Genomic DNA, 16,498 nt, shown 5'->3' with positions numbered 1-16,498 from the left:
TTATTTAATTACAAACCTATTAAACCTTTTTGGAATAAGCCAGTTCTTGGTGTTAATTTTTAAAGGCCGGGTGAAAGCTATGTAGGGTTGATCGTAAAAAATTACGATCAAGGTGGGTATAAATTTCTGTTGTGGTAATGCTTTCATGGCCCAACATTTCCTGTATAGCTCTAAGGTCGGCCCCCCCTTCAATTAAATGTGTGGCAAATGAATGCCGAAAGGTGTGTGGTGAAACATTTTTCTGAATGCCTGCTTTTTGGGCTAAATCTTTAATAATGTAAAACACCATAACCCTGGTAAGTTGGCCGCCTCTGCGGTTTAAGAATAAAATATCTTCACAGCCCTTGCTAACGTTTAGGTGTTTGCGTACACCATCAATGTATAGCTGTATATATTTTAAAGCAGATTGCCCTATGGGTATTAATCTTTCTTTATTGCCTTTGCCGGTAACTCTAATAAATTCCACATCAACATAAATTTGGCTAATGGCTAAGCTAATCACTTCACTTACTCGTAAACCACAGCTGTACATGGTTTCTAATATGGCTTTATTTCGGGTGCCTTCATTAGTGCTAACATCAATTTGTGCAATCATTCTTTCAATTTCATCAAAGCTGAGTACTTCAGGTAAACTGCGTTTGGTTTTTGGTGCTTCTAATAGTTGGGTAGGATCAATTTTTACCATTTGTTCACTCAAACAGTATTTGTAAAATTGCTTAATACCTGAAATAATACGTGCCTGCGAAGTAGAAGAGAGCCCATAATCACTAATCCATTCTAAAAATTTTTGTAAGTCATTTAGTTCAATTTCTGAAGGATTTTTATTGGCATTGTTTAGTTGCAGATATTGGGTTAGCTTATCTATATCGCGTAAATAAGCTTCAATAGAATGATTGCTTAAGGAACGCTCAAGCTGTAAATACATTTTAAAGCCTTTCTTAAATGAATCCCACATAACCTAAAATGAGGTTGTAAAATAATGTATTTAAAATTACAACTGGCTTTTAATGTGTTTTAGGTTTTTGTCATTATTTTAAGTATTACTGCTTGTATCAGTTGTAACATTAATTTTTGTATTTGCTAAAACCACAATACATTTACCGCAATACTTGTAATATTTACATTTTATGCAACCTGTAAACTTGCGTTCGTTTAAACAAAAAGTAAGGCATCATCAGTCTGCCTTTAAAAAATATCTTCGTAAAGTTGAAAAAAAAGCACCACGTTCATTGAATCAATTAGTGGTTACTTTGAATAATGCTGTATGGAAGGAAATTGATTGTTTAACATGTGCTAACTGCTGCAAAACAATGACTCCTACTTTTACCAATGCAGACATGAAGCGTATTGCAGCCCACTTAAACATGACAGTAGATGAAATGAAAAATCGTTGGTTGCACTTCGATAAAAAAGATAAAGATTGGGTAAATGATAAACAACCTTGTCAATTTTTAAATTTAAAAGATAACAAGTGTAGCATTTATGCCGTTAGGCCACAAAGTTGTGCCGGGTTTCCACATTTAACTAAAAAGCCTGTTGTGCAATACTTGCATGTACATCAGCAAAATGTACAATATTGCCCGGCTACGTATTCAATGGTTGAAAAAATGATGGCGGCTATTCCGCTTTAGTTTGGAAATTTTAAATTTAAAAAAAGGAGGGGTTTTTCTTAAATTTAAGAAAAAAGGGGTATTTCTTTAAATTTAAAAGAACACATCATCTATCCAACAAATTTCCTTCACCAAGTTGTTCTGAAGTGTAATGGCAATTACATCAAACTGAATGGAATGCCATTGTGGATTTTTTTCTAAATAAACAGCAGCTGCATTTTTCAAAGCATTCATTTTTTGCTGCTTTACATTGTTTTCCGGATATCCGAATGGGGAATACTGCCTTGTTTTTACTTCAATAAAATGTAAAATGTCCTCTTTTTCTGCAATAATATCAACTTCCCAATTTTTATGACGCCAGTTGGTATGTAGTATTTTAAAGCCTTGCTCTACTACATATTTTTGAGCTAGTTCTTCACCATAATTGCCGGTTTGTTTGGTTAATGACATGTGTAAAAATTTATTTTTACAAGTCAAAGGAAAACATAGTTTAGCAATAGTAATACAAATTTTTACATTCTAATGTAGGCATATTTGTATTTAAATTCATAAATATACATGCAAGATAAGATATATAAAATAAAGGGTAAAGTTCAGCACTATGCATGGGGTGGGTATGATTTTATACCGCATTTATTAAGTATTCATAATGCAGAACATAAACCTTATGCTGAATATTGGTTAGGTGCCCATGCCTTACACACATCTGAAATAATTTTAGATGATGGCTCCTGTATAAGTTTATATGATTTCATTCAAGCTAACCCTGAATTTACTTTATCAAACAAGGTATTTTCAGTTTTTGGTGAATTACCATTTTTATTAAAAGTGTTAGATGTACGCGAAATGCTTTCTATTCAAGTGCATCCAACTAAAGCAAATGCTTTAAAAGGGTTTGAAAACGAAGAAAATGCGGGGATTCCGATAAATGCACCTCATCGTAACTATAGGGATAAAAACCATAAGCCTGAAGTAATGGTTGCTTTGAGCGATGAGTTTTGGTTATTACACGGTTTTAAAAGCTTAAATGCTATAGAAGCTACACTTGCCAACACAACCGAGTTAAGTATTTTATTGCCTTTGTTTAAAAAACAAGGTTTGAAAGCACTTTATCAGTTTGTAATGGAAATGGAACAAGCTGATGTGAATGCTATGTTACATACTTTAGTTCGAAAGGAATTACATAAAAAAGCTACCGGGCAACTAACAAAATTTGATGCAGGTTGGTGGGTGGCAAAGCTTTTTGAAAATAGTGATGAATTGAAAAATATTGATAGGGGAATTTTTTCAATTTATTTTTTCAACATAGTTTGTTTAAAAAAAGGCGAAGGGATATTTCAACAGGCTGGTGTTCCGCATGCTTACCTGGAAGGACAAAATGTTGAGTTAATGGCCAATAGTGATAATGTTTTGCGAGCAGGTTTAACCCCCAAGCATATTGATGTAGCTGAATTATTAAAGCATACCATTATTGAACCCATTATTCCGGAAGTTTTATTAGGAAAACCAATAACCCTTCATTCACCGGAAAGTGAATATCGTTGTCCTGTAAGTGATTTTGCTTTAAATAAAATTCAATGGCAAGGGACAAAACAATATGAAACAGTGGCTGCTACCCCGGAAATTATTTTAGCAGTGGAGGGTGGCTTTATTATTCAAGATAACACAGGCAAAAATAAAGTAATAAAACAGGGCGAAGCTTGTTTTATTACACCTAATACGGAATACAAGATTAACAGTAGTGGTAGTGTACAATTGTTTAAGGCATTTGTTCCGGTTTTATAAAATGTTGCAGTAATATAACCGCCAGAATGCTTATTTTTGTTGCAATGATTAACTAATTTTTATTTTTGAAATATATAAAATGACCCTATGCAACTTTCATTGAAAAATATTATTTATGGTATTGTAATAATAGCACTTACACTTAGCTGCAAGTTGGTTTTTGCAAATAATATTAGCTGGAGTGGTTTCTCACCCATTATGGCCATAGCACTCGTATCAGGCATGATGATACACCAAAAACATTCTACCTTTTTGTTTCCGTTAATTGCTTTGATAGCTAGCGATGTAATTATAGAAATACTTTATTTAAACGGTTTATTTGGCTTTCCCGGAATATATAGTTATCAGTTTTTGAATTATTTATTTTTAAGTGTGTTGGTTATTACAGGCTGGTTATTGAAAGGGAAAAGTTATGGTGCTATATTGATAGGTATTATTGCCGGACCTACTATTTATTATTTACTTTCCAATGGTTGGGTATGGGCTACCCATGGCGGATACCAACGTCCATTAACATTGCAAGGGCTAGGTATGTGTTTAACAGATGGATTGCCATTTTATAAAAACTCTTTACTATCAACACTTGTTTTTGTGCCTGTATTGTTAATGATTTATCATATGCTTTCATTCAAAAAACTGGCAATGAAACTACAATAGCATAAAGGCATAAACTTTATACAACAACTGCGGCTGATTAATATTAATCAGCCGCAGTTGTTTTTGGGATAAGTTGAAAATTCTTTTCAGTACGTATCGATTAATTAAGCTTTTTAATACAGCATTTTCAAAAAGGCTACTCAATTAAATCATTGTTTTTAAGTGTTGAATCACCTCATCAATTTCTTCCTTTGTGTTGTGCTTGCTAAATGAAAAACGTACCGCAACTTTATTGGGGTTATTGTTAAAGGCTCTAATTACATGGCTACCTTGGTCGGCTCCGCTGGTGCAGGCACTTCCACCACTGGCACATATGTTATGAATGTCTAAATTAAATAATAACATTTCGCTTTTTTCAGTTTTGGGGAAACTTACATTCAGTACTGTATATAGGCTATTATTAGACGTATCACCATTGAAACCAATGCCTGGAATGTGCATTTTTAATTGTTCCATCATATAGGTTTTCAATGATCGAATGTAGGTGCTATTGGTTTCATAATTGGCTGTTGCAAGTTCTAAGGCTTTGGCAAATCCAATAATACCATAAACATTTTCAGTACCGGCACGCATATTTCTTTCTTGTGCGCCACCTTGTATAAACGGATGTATTTTAATATTCTCATTAATATACAGCATGCCAACTCCTTTTGGTCCGTGGAATTTATGGGCAGCACCGGTAATAAAATGAACAGGCAATTCTCTTAAATTAAATGGGAAATGCCCAACAGTTTGTACTGTATCGCTATGAAAAATAGCATTAAATTTTTTGCAAATATTTCCAACTGCTTCTATATCTGTAATATTGCCAATTTCATTGTTGGCATGCATTAAGGTTACAAAGCATTTTTCTTTACTGTCAGCTAAAATTTGTTCAAGGTGGTGTAAATCAACATGTCCATTTTCTAAAATCTTTAGATAACTGAGTTTTATGTTGTGTGCATTTTGTAAATGCTCAACGGTATGTAAAGTTGCATGATGCTCTATAGGTGATGTGATAATGTGTTTACAACCTAAATCTGCAATGGCAGCATTGATTGCCGTGTTACTACTTTCCGTTCCACCACTGGTAAAAAATATTTCTGCAGGATGGGCATTTAATAGCTTAGCTACGGTTTTACGTGCATTTTCAATGCCCATACGCGTTTCTCTGCCATAACTGTAAATAGAAGATGGATTTCCAAAATGTTCAGTTAAATAAGGCATCATAGCAGCTAAAACTTCCGGATCGAGTGGGGTGGTGGCTGCATTGTCGAAATAAATTCTCTTGGTCATGTTGGTGATAGGTATAGTATAATGATGTGTAAAGGTAAATACTGTAATTGTGCTTACAAAAAACGGTTTACATGAGCATGTAAACCGCAATTTTTATAAAACTAATATACTTTTAGCCTATTACATTACTTCTCTTATGTCTTGCATCATTTTTTTGGCAATGTTGTCGGCTGTGGTTGAAAAGTTGCTTTCGGCATAAATGCGAATAATAGGTTCGGTATTACTGGTGCGTAAATGAACCCAATCATTTTCAAACTCAATTTTTAAACCATCTTCTGTATTAATGGGGTATTTTTTATATTTCTTAGTGATTTGGTCAAAAATTTGTTGAATGTTAAAGTCTTTACCTAACTCAATTTTATTTTTACTAATAAAATAATCGGGATAGGTATTGCGAAGTTGCTTTACACTTTTCTTTTCTTTGGCTAAAAAGGTTAGAAATAACGCTATGCCAATTAAGGCATCACGACCATAATGCAAGTCTGGAACTATAACACCGCCATTTCCTTCACCACCAATTACGGCATTAACCGCTTTCATTTTATTTACCACATTTACTTCACCCACTGCTGAAGGGTAATAGTTACCACCATGTTTTAAGGTAACATCTTTTAATGCTCGGGTGCTTGACATGTTGCTAACGGTATTGCCTTTTCTATTATTCAACACATAATCAGCAACAGCCACCAAGGTATATTCTTCACCAAATAAACTTCCATCTTCACAAACAAAGGATAGACGGTCAACATCAGGATCAACTGCAATGCCAATATCTGCCTTATGTTTATTTACGGCATTGCACAATTCTTGTAAATGTTCGGGTAAAGGCTCGGGGTTATGTGCAAATTTTCCGGTTACTTCACTATTTAAAACAACAATATCACTATCCTTTACACCTAATGCTTGTAATAATGCAGGTACTGCAATGGCGCCGGTACTGTTTATTGCATCAATTACAATTTTAAATTTTCTCTTCTTAATGGCTTGTACATCTACCAAATCATAAGCAACAATGGCTTGTATGTGTTTTTGAATAAATGTATCATCAAAAGTTTTGTTACCTAATTTATCAACTGAAGCAAAATTAAATTCGTTTTTTTCTGCAATTGATAATACTTGCTTTCCATCTTCAGCCGAAATAAATTCGCCTAAATGGTTAAATAATTTCAATGCATTCCATTCTTTAGGATTATGGCTGGCACTGATAATCATACCACCTGCCGCTTTTTCAAATTGAATCGCCATTTCAATGGTAGGTGTTGTACTTAAACCTGCATCAATTACATCTATTCCAAGGGCTATTAGTGTGGCTGCAGCTAATTCTTGTACCATGGCACCACTTATTCTTCCGTCGCGACCAATAATTACTTTTTTATTGGTTGTGTTTTGTTGTAATAACCAAGTGCCAAATGCTGCAGAAAATTTTACAACATCAATCGGACTTAAATTTTCATCGGGTTTACCGCCAATGGTTCCTCGAATTCCTGAAATGCTTTTGATTAATGACATATAAGTTTGGATTATTTTCTCAGCAGAGGTGTGTCTGCAAATTTATAGAATCTGCCGATAATTTTATAAGTAATTCAGCCATAAAAACAAATTGTTGCAGTAAATAATGAATTGAAATAGTTGGTACATATTAGTATTCTATTGGCATTCAATACTTAAAAGGCATAATTTTTTACCATGGCATAGTAGTTGCAGCATTGTTGGTTTTTAATACTAAGGTTATATTTAGGTTTTGTTTGTATAATTCTCATTAATTTAACTGTATTTTGCGCAAAAATGTTTGAATGGGTGGCTTAAGGCAACGGATATGTTAAAAAAAAATGTTGTTTTATTGGTTATTGGTTTGTGTATTATTACCTACCTGTTGGGAATATTTTTAATTCCTTTAATGGATATTGATGCTGCCCAATACGCATCTATTTCCCGTGAAATGTATGTGCATAAAAGTTTTTTGCAGGTATATGATTTAGGCCATGATTATTTAGATAAACCACCCATGCTTTTTTGGCTATCAGGTTTTAGTATGTATGTTTTGGGTGTACATGATTGGGCTTATCGCTTACCTTCTTTTTTCTTTTCATTACTTGCTATTTATGCAACCTACCGTTTTGCATTGCTTTATTACAAAAAAGATATAGCTTATTTAAGTGCAATGGTATTAGCTTCTTGCCAAGCCCTTTTTTTAATGAATCATGATGTAAGAACTGATACCATGTTAATGGGTTGGGTAATGTTAAGTATTTGGCAATTTGCAACTTGGTTCAACACAAAAAAAATAATTCATTTTGTTATTGCCAGTATAGCCGTTGCTGGTGGAATGCTAACAAAAGGTCCCATTGCATTAATTGTACCCATATTGTGTTTTTTACCTCATTTTATTTTGCGTAGAGATTGGAAACATTTTTGGCATTGGGAATATGTATTAGGCATTGCAATCATTGCCATTTTATTGTTACCCATGAGCATAGGACTTTATAGGCAGTTTGATATGCATCCGGGAAAAATTGTAGGGGGTAACTATATAACATCCGGACTAAAATTTTATTACTGGACACAAAGTTTTGGTAGATACACCGGCGAGAATGCCAATAGAGAAATGAATGAATTTACTTTCTTGCTTCAAAATATGCTTTGGAGTTTTTTGCCGTGGATCTTGTTTTTCTTAATAGCATTGTTCTTGGAAGTTAAAAAGCTGATACAACAAAAAGGTAAATTACAGTTGAACCAAGAATGGATTACAACAGGCGGTTTTATATTAACATATTGTGTATTAGCAAGAAGTCAGGCTCAATTACCCCATTACATATTTGTGGTTTTTCCGTTAGCAGCAATTATTACCGCTAAATTTTTATATCAATTATTTTTTGAACACCAATGGAGGCATTTGCGGCGAACTTTGGTTTTGTTGCATTTAATTGTATTTACTTTATTATGGATGGCATTAATAGTTTTAATTGCTTTCCCTTTTTCAGACATTCCAAAATATGTGGCTGCACTTTCGTCGTTGTGTTTATTGTTAATGTATTCGTTGTTTTATTCTAAACGATTACACTTTCACCGGTTGTTGATTATTGCGTTCTTTACCATTATAGGCATTAATGTTTTTTTGAATACTGCCTTTTATCCAACTTTACTGCAATACCAAATGGGCAATACAGCAGCGGAATATATTAATGCACAACATATTGATAAAAGCAAGGTTGTTACTGCCGGCATTCATCCCGGATATCCATTTTATTTTTATGGGCAATATATTTTTCCCGATACTGCTATCAATGCATTACAACCAAATGAAATTGTAGTAACCAATGCCGATAGTTTAGAACGCATTCAACAAAAATTTCCCTATGCTAAAGTGTTGCATAAAGGAGATAATTTTCATGTAAGCCAATTGAACATTACATTTTTAAACCCTGAAACCAGACCTGAAGTTTTACAACATTATGCTATTGTTGATTTAACCATTCCCAATAAAAAAATAACTAAAAACTAAAGCTTACAAAGCTATTCGGATTATCTAATTTGTAACTTTTCTCCTTACCGTTATACGTAATATGAAATATGTTTATTTGACTTGGTTGATAATCATATAATAGAGTAGAAGTAATAGCTACGGATTGAATGCTATTTACATTATCAATTTCAAAATAACACCAGGTACTTTCTTGTTGAATTTCATAACCAACATATTTCATTTTTGCAATGCTATTGTTGATTTTTATATTTAGTTTCTTTAGAATGTATTGGTTAATATAATTATCTACTTCAGCTTTATTGGTAGGATGCGTTAGGTCGATATTTTTATTAAAATTATTTTTCAGTGTTTTTTCAAGGTCATCAGTAAAAATTCTAATGCTTACTTCAACCATTTTCTCTTTATCATTATAATGCAAGTCGGTAACCGACACATAAAACGGATGGGCCATGCTTATAAAAGCCAGTAATACCCATTTATACAGAATAGCAACCATTTATCGCAATTTTTTGGTGGATACAAATGTCGGTATTATATTCATCGCCATGAGCGATTTTAATTTGTATTTTACCCTTGGTCGTCAACATATTGCCAATATCACTGCATTAGATCATATTTTGTTTTTGGCAGCTTTATGTACCCGCTATCAGTTTTCCGACTGGAAAAAATTATTGGTGTTGGTAACCGCATTCACCATAGGTCATTCTATAACCTTAGCATTAAGTGTCTTAAACATTATTCACTTTTCAACTGCCTGGATTGAGTTTCTTATACCAATAACCATTTTTATTACGGCTTTTAGTAATTTGTTTGTAAAGAAATTCGTATTTAAATCAAAATTTCCGCTCATTTATTTCTTTGCTCTGTTTTTCGGACTTATTCATGGGTTAGGTTTTAGTAACTATTTAAAAAGTTTATTGGGAAAAAACGAAAATATTATTTGGCAATTATTTGCATTTAATTGTGGTTTGGAAATAGGACAATTAATCATTGTGCTTATTATTTTAATTATTGCTTTTATCTTGGTTTCTATTTTAAAGGTAAGCAGGCGTGATTATCTGTTATTTTTGTCAGCCGCCATTATTGCCCTATCTTTAGAAATGTGTTTTCAAAGACTACCTTTTCATATATAAAACATGAATGCTATGAGAAAATGGATTTTTTTATGCTTTTTATTCCCTTTTGTGCAGCACTTGCAAGCGCAAAACATTCAAAACAACCCGGGTTCAAATCATGGTAATAGGTTTGAACAATTGGGTACCATTTTACCTACACCTAATGAATATCGCACAGCCAGTGGTGCCCCGGGTCCAAAATATTGGCAGCAACGTTGCGACTATGATATTAAGTGTTCGCTTGATGAAAAAAATTTAACCTTAACCGGTACGGAAAACATTACCTATTATAATAATTCGCCCGATGTGCTTACGTACTTATGGATTCAGTTAGATGAAAACGAACATAATAATTTACATAATGCCAATTACCAAGATGCCAGTTACTTAAGTAACCGTTTAACCAATACCATGATTGATCGCTTAGAAAGTTCAAAAGAAGACAATGGATATGGCGATAAAATTCATGCTGTAATTAACTTAGCTACGGGAAAGGCTTTACCTTATACCATTAATAAAACCATGATGCGGATTGACTTACCGCAACCTTTAAAACCCGGTCAGCAATTCAATTTTAAAATTAACTGGAGCTACAAAATTTCTGACAGAATGCAAATGGGTGGCCGTGGTGGTTATGAATATTTTCCTGAAGATGGAAATTATTTATTTACCATAACGCAATGGTATCCACGTTTGTGCGTTTACAGCGATTTTCAAGGATGGCAAAACCATCAATTCACCGGTCGCGGTGAGTTTGCTTTAACCTTTGGTAATTTTAAAGTGCAAATGACAGTTCCCGCCGACCATATTGTAATGGCTACCGGTACTTGTCAAAACTATCAACAGGTTTTAAGTCCTCAGCAATATGCACGTTGGACAAAAGCACAAACTGCCAAAGAGCCTGTAGAAATTGTTACTTTAGATGAGGCAAAAAATGCAGAAAAGGGGAAAGCTACCACCACGAAAACCTGGATTTTTAATGCCGATAATGTTCGCGACTTTGCTTGGACTTCTTCCAGAAAATTTATTTGGGATGCCATGCCTACTTATATAGAAGGTAAAAAAATTATGTGTATGAGCGCCTATGGTAAAGAGGCTTATGGATTATATCGGAAATTTTCTACCAAAGTGGTAGCACATACCATTAAAACCTATTCTAAGTTTACTTTCCCTTATCCTTACCCGGTAGCACAAAGTATTGAAGCTAGTAATGGTATGGAATATCCCATGATATGCTTTAATTACGGAAGAACAGAAAAAGATGGCACTTATAGTGAAGCAGTAAAAAATGGAATGCTTGGTGTTATTATTCATGAAGTAGGCCACAACTTCTTCCCAATGATTGTAAATAGTGATGAGCGCCAATGGACTTGGATGGATGAAGGTTTGAATAGTTTTGTAGAATACCTTACGGAAGAATTGTATGATAATAAATTTCCTTCCAGAAAAGGTGCTGCATGGACTATTACCGATTATATGCGTTTACCGAAAGATCAATTAGAACCTATTATGACAAATAGTGAAAATATTGTTCAGTTCGGGCCCAATGCCTATACCAAACCTGCAACAGCATTAAATATTTTACGTGAAACAGTAATGGGGCGTGAATTGTTTGATTTCGCATTTAGAGAATATGCACGTCGTTGGGCATTTAAACATCCTACACCTGCCGATTTGTTTAGAACTATGGAAGATGCCAGCGGTGAAGATTTAGATTGGTTTTGGAGAGGTTGGTTTTTTACTACTGAACCTTGCGACATAGCTATTGATACTGTTAAACATGCAGTTGTGAATGAAAATTCAACCGGCATTATGCCGCAACGTAATGGTGCACGAATGATTCCTTTAGCAAAACCTGCTGTTCCACAATTCGATGATATTTCTAAAATCAGGAATAGAGAAAATAGCAGTATTACTTTTTTAACCGATGCAGACACTTCATTACATGATTTTTATTGGAAATATGATCGTGGAATTATTGCATACGATTCTACCATAAAAGTAAAATTACCTGAACCTGCTGCAGTTGAACCATTTACTGCAGAAGAATTAAAACCATATTTAGGTAAACATTTATACGAGGTAACTTTTAAAAATAAAGGTGGTTTGGTGATGCCAATTATTGTTCAATTTACTTTTAATGATGGCACCAAAGAAATTGAAAGAATACCCGCACAAATTTGGCGTAAGAATGAAAATGAAGTAACCAAAGTTTTCGTTACCAATAAGCCCGTTACTTCCATCTTGTTAGATCCCTATCGTGAAACTGCCGATATTGATGTTTCAAACAACCAATGGCCAAAAGTAAATGAACCCACAAAGTTTGAATTATTTAAAGCCGGATTGATGAATAGAAGGAACCCGGTGAATCCACCTAACCCAATGCAGGAAATTAAAGCAACCAATTAATTTCTTTGAATGAATATATAAGCCGAAACAAACTGTTTGTTTCGGCTTTTTTTTGGTTGCATAACCTGTTTACAATTGTTAGGGCAAAGAAATTTTGAGGAGGCAAAATAAAAAAGCCGGCTCAATGTTGAACCGGCTTTTTGGTTGGGTTACTAGGATTCGAACCTAGACAGACAGAACCAAAATCTGTAGTGCTACCGTTACACCATAACCCAATCCTGGTGTCCAATGTTTATATTGGGCTGCAAAAATAGGGTAGCAATAGGTTTGTTCCAAAAAATTTTCGCACAATTCTGTATATTTTTTTAGCAGTGTTATTGCATGTTAATTTACCGAACCTTATTTATTCAAAATTCTTCTGTTTGTTTAGCCGGAGGTCTTATAATAATTGTTTTTTCAATTAGTGCAGCATCATAATCAATTTTAATAGGTACCATTACTTCATGGTTTGTGCTAAGTTGATTTGAAGTATCAATCATTGTTTGTATATGTATAATAGATGACTTAATTCCTAAGTGTACTAAATATTTTTTTATTTGTTGAGCACGCTTTAAAGCCAGCTTTTCATGATTTTCAATGGCTAATGAAGTGCCGTAAATCGTTATACCGGTTAGGGTTATAGATGAATCATCGGGAAGTACATCATTTAAAATTATTTTGGCATTTTGGGTAAGTTTATATCCTTGTAATGGAAAATATATACGTGCGCTGGTAGTATCAGGTTCCGCTGCCACAGCAAATGATACAAATAATGATATAAATATATTTAAAAACAATAGTCGCTTCATGGCAAAATTTTAAAAGTAAATGCACAGCTAAGTTCAGCCTATTATTTGGTAAAATTAAATATTGACAAAAAAATAAAATATTTACGGCAAAAAGGTTTATTATTAACTTTAAGAAGCTTAATGGCTAATGGAAAGTAAACTCATTCTTTTAACCTTATTTGTAATTGTAATGTTGCTTATGTCGCAAACACATTTAAAAAATAAAAAGAAAATTATTTTTTTCGGTGATTCAATTACTGAAATGGGCTTGTTACCCGGCGGGTATATTCAAATTTTTAACAATATGCTTAAGCAGCATCATTTCAATAACTTGATTGGTGTTGGTGCCGGAGTTAGTGGAAATAAAATTTATGATTTGTATCTTAGGTTGCAACAAGATGTAATAGAACAGCAACCTGCTTTGGTAGTTATCTTCATTGGTGTAAATGATGTTTGGCATAAGTTGTCGCATGGCACAGGAACCGATGCAGGAAAATTTGAACAATTTTATACAGCTATCATTCAACAACTTAAACAGCAGGGTATAGCTACTGTATTATGTACCATTTTGAGCATTGGAGAAAAATGGCAAGGTCAAAATCCGCAAGACGAGGATATTGATTTGTATAATGGTATTATCAGAAACTTAGCAGTTACCCATAATTTGCCCTTGTGCGATTTGCGAAAAGCGGCAATTGATTATATTCAAAAAAACAATACTTCAAATTTTGACAGAGGATTTTTAACCAAGGATGGAGTACATTTAAATGATGTCGGTAATAATTTAGTGGCAACCAAAATTTGGGATGTTTTGCAAACATTGCCTGTTATGAAATAATGAAAGCAGTTAACAATAACTGCTTTCATGCTGAATGTTTCTGAGAATTGATGTATTAATTTGCAACAATTAAATAATAATTTTTCTTTCCTTTTTGAATTAGCAGGTATTTATCTTGCAATAAATCATTTGAAGTAATGTGGGTATAGTTGGTCTCAACTTTCTTTTTATTGATGCGTATTCCACCATTTTGCCACATTTTTCTTGCTTCACTTTTACTGGGGAAAATTCCTGTTTCAGTTAAAAAATTCACCAAGTCACTACCGTTATCTAATTGCGATTTTTCAACGTGTATGGTAGGTACACCTTCCAATACCTGCAACAATTGTTGTTCATTTAAACTGCTTAAAATATCGGCAGTTTCGTTATTGAATAAAATTTCAGATGCCTGAAGTGCAAATTCAAAATCAGCTTTGCTATGGACAAAAATGGTTAAAGATTCAGCTAATTTTTTTTGTAAAATTCTTTCGTGTGGAGCAGCATCATGTTGTTCCACTAAGGTTTCAATGGTTTCTTTGGGTAAAAGGGTAAATATTTTAATCCATTTTTTGGCATCTTCATCACTGGCATTCAACCAAAACTGATAAAATTGGTAGGGTGAAGTTTTTTGGGCATCTAACCAAACATTTCCTTTTTCCGTTTTTCCAAACTTGCCACCATCGGCTTTGGTAATTAAAGGGCATGTAAATGCAAAAGCTTCGCCACCGGCTTTCTTCCGAATTAGTTCAGTGCCGGTAACAATATTTCCCCATTGATCGCTACCGCCCATTTGCAGTTTACAATTCTTATTCGTGTAAAGCCAGTAAAAGTCATATCCCTGAACCAATTGATAAGTGAATTCTGTAAAGCTCATCCCATTTTCATTTTCCAATCTTTTCTTCACACTATCTTTTGCCATCATGTAGTTAACGGTTATATGTTTTCCTACATCTCTAATAAACTGCAAGAAACTCATGTTTTTAAACCAATCGTAGTTATTCACTATTTCCGCAGCATTTGGTTTTGAAGCATCAAAGTCTAAAAATTTCTCTAATTGTTTTTTTACGCATTGTACATTGTGTAGCAGCACTTCTTCACTTAATAGGTTTCTTTCTTCACTTTTGCCGCTGGGGTCACCAACCATACCGGTTGCACCACCTACCAATGCATAAGGCTTATGCCCGGCTTTTTGCAAATGCACTAACAATAAAATAGGAACGAGGCTACCAATATGCAAACTATCAGCGGTAGGGTCAAATCCAATATATGCTGAAGTCATTTCTTTATTTAGCTGCTCAATGGTGCCGGGCATTATGTCTTGAATTAATCCCCGCCATTGTAATTCTTCCATTAAAGTCATACAATTTTCAATTTGGGCAAATGTAATTACAAATGCTGTTTGGTGTAAATGTAATTGTTCGTGTATGTTTGCAATAAACTTATTTATTGAGTATTAATGCAGGTTGTTCACTATAATCATTCAAAGTAAAATAATCAATATGCGAATAGTAGGTTTCGGCACCCGTGTTCTAAATTTTTTAATAGATACCGCTATTATTTTTATAATTGCATACATCTTAAAAAAAGTGTGGGATTGGTATGTGATTTTTTACCAATATACCCCTTACAATTTTGGTGAAATATTTGCACCGGTTTTGGTAATATATTATTTTTTATTTGAATTAATTTTTACAAGAACACCCGGAAAATGGTTAACAGGAAGTAAAGTGAAGAACAAAACAGGGGGCAGACCTGTATTTTGGCAATTTATTGTACGCAGTATCATTCGCTTAACAATTATTGATGCATTTTTTATTCCTTTTTTAGAAATGCCATTACATGATTATTTGAGTAAGACTAGGGTAGTAGAAGCATAAGCCTTATGTATTATAATGCTTGGTTATTTGTTTAAATTTTGTAGGCGTAACAAATATTTACCAATAATGTCGAACTCAATATTAACGCTATCATTTTCTTGAATGTGGCCAATGTTGGTATGCTCATAAGTGTAAGGTATAATAGCTACCGTAAAAGTGTTTTTGGTAACATTAAAACAAGTTAAGCTAATACCGTTTACGCATATTGAACCTTTTTCTATCACCAAAGGCGCAAATTTTTCCGAGAATTGAAACACATATTCCCAACTGCCATCCATTGTTTTCTTTTGTAAACAAGTTGCGGTACAATCAACATGTCCTTGAACAATGTGCCCATCAATACGACCATTCATAGATAAACAACGTTCAATATTAACGGCATCTCCGGGTTTCAAAAAGCCCAAGTTGGTTTTTAGCAGCGTTTCTTCAATTGCAGTTACCTTGTGTATGTTGTTTTCAATTTGTTCAATGGTAAGACAAACCCCATTATGTGCAACACTTTGATCTACTTTTAGCTCGTTACTAATAGGCGATTCGATGAAAAAACTGGCATTACTACCTTTTTTCTCAATTTGGATTATAGTGCCTAAACATTCAATAATTCCGGTAAACATGGTTGCAAGTTAGCAGTAAAACCCTAAAAAATAATTTTGATATTTGGAAATTTAATGAAACCATTTATCTTTGCACCCCATTCATTCA

16 protein-coding genes and 1 tRNA gene are annotated in these 16,498 nt (G+C 33.7%); 8 read left to right on the top strand and 9 right to left on the bottom strand.

Annotation, left to right across the window (positions count from 1 at the left end; genetic code table 11):
- Window positions 1-52: 52 nt before the first annotated feature.
- A complete protein-coding gene (xerD, locus tag LX80_RS06120; RefSeq protein ID WP_111294307.1) occupies window positions 53-955 on the bottom strand; it encodes a site-specific tyrosine recombinase XerD in 903 nt (300 codons plus the stop codon).
- Window positions 956-1,127: 172 nt separating this feature from the next.
- On the opposite strand from xerD, the gene LX80_RS06115 reads away from it, so the two are divergent.
- Complete coding sequence (locus tag LX80_RS06115; RefSeq protein ID WP_111294305.1) at window positions 1,128-1,631, top strand: YkgJ family cysteine cluster protein; 504 nt, start codon at window positions 1,128-1,130, stop codon at window positions 1,629-1,631.
- A gap of 72 nt (window positions 1,632-1,703) precedes the next feature.
- Here the strand turns inward: LX80_RS06115 and LX80_RS06110 are convergent, their stop codons facing one another.
- Window positions 1,704-2,060 (bottom strand): YraN family protein, encoded by a 357-nt coding sequence (locus LX80_RS06110; RefSeq protein WP_111294303.1) that lies wholly within the window; start codon window positions 2,058-2,060, stop codon window positions 1,704-1,706.
- A gap of 108 nt (window positions 2,061-2,168) precedes the next feature.
- Between LX80_RS06110 and manA the strand changes: the two genes are divergently transcribed.
- Window positions 2,169-3,395 carry a mannose-6-phosphate isomerase, class I gene (gene manA / locus LX80_RS06105; RefSeq protein ID WP_111294301.1) on the top strand — a complete coding sequence of 409 codons (1,227 nt, stop codon included), beginning with the start codon at window positions 2,169-2,171 and terminating at the stop codon, window positions 3,393-3,395.
- A gap of 87 nt (window positions 3,396-3,482) precedes the next feature.
- Complete coding sequence (locus LX80_RS06100) at window positions 3,483-4,052, top strand: DUF6580 family putative transport protein (RefSeq protein WP_111294299.1); 570 nt, start codon at window positions 3,483-3,485, stop codon at window positions 4,050-4,052.
- A gap of 144 nt (window positions 4,053-4,196) precedes the next feature.
- On the opposite strand, the gene LX80_RS06095 is transcribed toward LX80_RS06100, so the two are convergent.
- Window positions 4,197-5,327, bottom strand: a complete 1,131-nt coding sequence (locus LX80_RS06095; RefSeq protein WP_111294297.1) for a cysteine desulfurase family protein — start codon at window positions 5,325-5,327, stop codon at window positions 4,197-4,199.
- 120 nt (window positions 5,328-5,447) lie between these two features.
- The gene (gene glmM / locus LX80_RS06090; protein WP_111294295.1) at window positions 5,448-6,836 is read right to left on the bottom strand and encodes a phosphoglucosamine mutase; all 1,389 of its coding nucleotides are present in this window, start codon (window positions 6,834-6,836) and stop codon (window positions 5,448-5,450) included.
- 307 nt (window positions 6,837-7,143) lie between these two features.
- On the opposite strand from glmM, the gene LX80_RS06085 reads away from it, so the two are divergent.
- Window positions 7,144-8,829: an ArnT family glycosyltransferase gene (locus LX80_RS06085; protein ID WP_111294293.1), complete on the top strand. Its 1,686-nt coding sequence runs from the start codon at window positions 7,144-7,146 to the stop codon at window positions 8,827-8,829.
- Here the strand turns inward: LX80_RS06085 and LX80_RS06080 are convergent.
- A complete protein-coding gene (locus LX80_RS06080; RefSeq protein WP_170120390.1) occupies window positions 8,819-9,262 on the bottom strand; it encodes a DUF6702 family protein in 444 nt (147 codons plus the stop codon). The two genes, LX80_RS06085 and LX80_RS06080, sit on opposite strands and share 11 nt — an antisense overlap.
- Here LX80_RS06080 and LX80_RS06075 point away from each other — a divergent pair.
- Entirely contained in the window at window positions 9,261-9,944 is a 684-nt protein-coding gene (locus LX80_RS06075) for a HupE/UreJ family protein (protein ID WP_245898000.1), read from the top strand. The two genes, LX80_RS06080 and LX80_RS06075, sit on opposite strands and share 2 nt — an antisense overlap.
- A gap of 12 nt (window positions 9,945-9,956) precedes the next feature.
- Complete coding sequence (locus LX80_RS06070; RefSeq protein ID WP_170120389.1) at window positions 9,957-12,335, top strand: M1 family metallopeptidase; 2,379 nt, start codon at window positions 9,957-9,959, stop codon at window positions 12,333-12,335.
- Window positions 12,336-12,476: 141 nt separating this feature from the next.
- On the opposite strand, the gene LX80_RS06065 is transcribed toward LX80_RS06070, so the two are convergent.
- Window positions 12,477-12,550: transfer RNA gene (locus tag LX80_RS06065), tRNA-Gln, on the bottom strand.
- 132 nt (window positions 12,551-12,682) lie between these two features.
- The gene (locus LX80_RS06060) at window positions 12,683-13,123 is read right to left on the bottom strand and encodes an OmpA family protein (protein ID WP_111294287.1); all 441 of its coding nucleotides are present in this window, start codon (window positions 13,121-13,123) and stop codon (window positions 12,683-12,685) included.
- 178 nt (window positions 13,124-13,301) lie between these two features.
- Between LX80_RS06060 and LX80_RS06055 the strand changes: the two genes are divergently transcribed.
- On the top strand, window positions 13,302-13,940 hold the full coding sequence (locus LX80_RS06055; protein ID WP_245897999.1) for an SGNH/GDSL hydrolase family protein: 639 nt from the start codon (window positions 13,302-13,304) through the stop codon (window positions 13,938-13,940).
- Window positions 13,941-13,995: 55 nt separating this feature from the next.
- Here LX80_RS06055 and tyrS read toward each other — a convergent pair whose 3' ends face one another.
- Window positions 13,996-15,279, bottom strand: coding sequence for a tyrosine--tRNA ligase (tyrS, locus tag LX80_RS06050; RefSeq protein ID WP_111294283.1), 1,284 nt, complete (start codon window positions 15,277-15,279; stop codon window positions 13,996-13,998).
- Between the two features lie 139 nt (window positions 15,280-15,418).
- Between tyrS and LX80_RS06045 the strand changes: the two genes are divergently transcribed.
- A complete protein-coding gene (locus tag LX80_RS06045; RefSeq protein WP_111294281.1) occupies window positions 15,419-15,796 on the top strand; it encodes an RDD family protein in 378 nt (125 codons plus the stop codon).
- Between the two features lie 23 nt (window positions 15,797-15,819).
- Here the strand turns inward: LX80_RS06045 and LX80_RS06040 are convergent, their stop codons facing one another.
- The gene (locus LX80_RS06040) at window positions 15,820-16,410 is read right to left on the bottom strand and encodes a riboflavin synthase (protein ID WP_111294279.1); all 591 of its coding nucleotides are present in this window, start codon (window positions 16,408-16,410) and stop codon (window positions 15,820-15,822) included.
- Window positions 16,411-16,498 lie beyond the last annotated feature (88 nt).

The organism is Hydrotalea sandarakina, assembly GCF_003254115.1.
In the GTDB taxonomy this organism is placed as follows: domain Bacteria; phylum Bacteroidota; class Bacteroidia; order Chitinophagales; family Chitinophagaceae; genus Hydrotalea; species Hydrotalea sandarakina.
Note: the sequence above shows the minus strand (reverse complement) of the source record. Positions and strands in the feature narration are given on the sequence as shown.

Bases quoted from the DNA above. Each gene is read 5' to 3' on its own strand.
- LX80_RS06060 (WP_111294287.1), bottom strand. From the start codon at position 13,123: ATGAAGCGACTATTGTTTTTAAATATATTTATATCATTATTTGTATCA.
- manA (WP_111294301.1), top strand. From the start codon at position 2,169: ATGCAAGATAAGATATATAAAATAAAGGGTAAAGTTCAGCACTATGCA.
- LX80_RS06085 (WP_111294293.1), top strand. From the start codon at position 7,144: ATGTTAAAAAAAAATGTTGTTTTATTGGTTATTGGTTTGTGTATTATT.
- xerD (WP_111294307.1), bottom strand. From the start codon at position 955: ATGTGGGATTCATTTAAGAAAGGCTTTAAAATGTATTTACAGCTTGAG.
- LX80_RS06070 (WP_170120389.1), top strand. From the start codon at position 9,957: ATGAGAAAATGGATTTTTTTATGCTTTTTATTCCCTTTTGTGCAGCAC.
- LX80_RS06075 (WP_245898000.1), top strand. From the start codon at position 9,261: ATGCTTATAAAAGCCAGTAATACCCATTTATACAGAATAGCAACCATT.
- tyrS (WP_111294283.1), bottom strand. From the start codon at position 15,279: ATGACTTTAATGGAAGAATTACAATGGCGGGGATTAATTCAAGACATA.
- LX80_RS06045 (WP_111294281.1), top strand. From the start codon at position 15,419: ATGCGAATAGTAGGTTTCGGCACCCGTGTTCTAAATTTTTTAATAGAT.
- LX80_RS06115 (WP_111294305.1), top strand. From the start codon at position 1,128: ATGCAACCTGTAAACTTGCGTTCGTTTAAACAAAAAGTAAGGCATCAT.
- LX80_RS06080 (WP_170120390.1), bottom strand. From the start codon at position 9,262: ATGGCCCATCCGTTTTATGTGTCGGTTACCGACTTGCATTATAATGAT.
- LX80_RS06055 (WP_245897999.1), top strand. From the start codon at position 13,302: ATGTCGCAAACACATTTAAAAAATAAAAAGAAAATTATTTTTTTCGGT.
- LX80_RS06100 (WP_111294299.1), top strand. From the start codon at position 3,483: ATGCAACTTTCATTGAAAAATATTATTTATGGTATTGTAATAATAGCA.
- LX80_RS06095 (WP_111294297.1), bottom strand. From the start codon at position 5,327: ATGACCAAGAGAATTTATTTCGACAATGCAGCCACCACCCCACTCGAT.
- LX80_RS06110 (WP_111294303.1), bottom strand. From the start codon at position 2,060: ATGTCATTAACCAAACAAACCGGCAATTATGGTGAAGAACTAGCTCAA.
- glmM (WP_111294295.1), bottom strand. From the start codon at position 6,836: ATGTCATTAATCAAAAGCATTTCAGGAATTCGAGGAACCATTGGCGGT.
- LX80_RS06040 (WP_111294279.1), bottom strand. From the start codon at position 16,410: ATGTTTACCGGAATTATTGAATGTTTAGGCACTATAATCCAAATTGAG.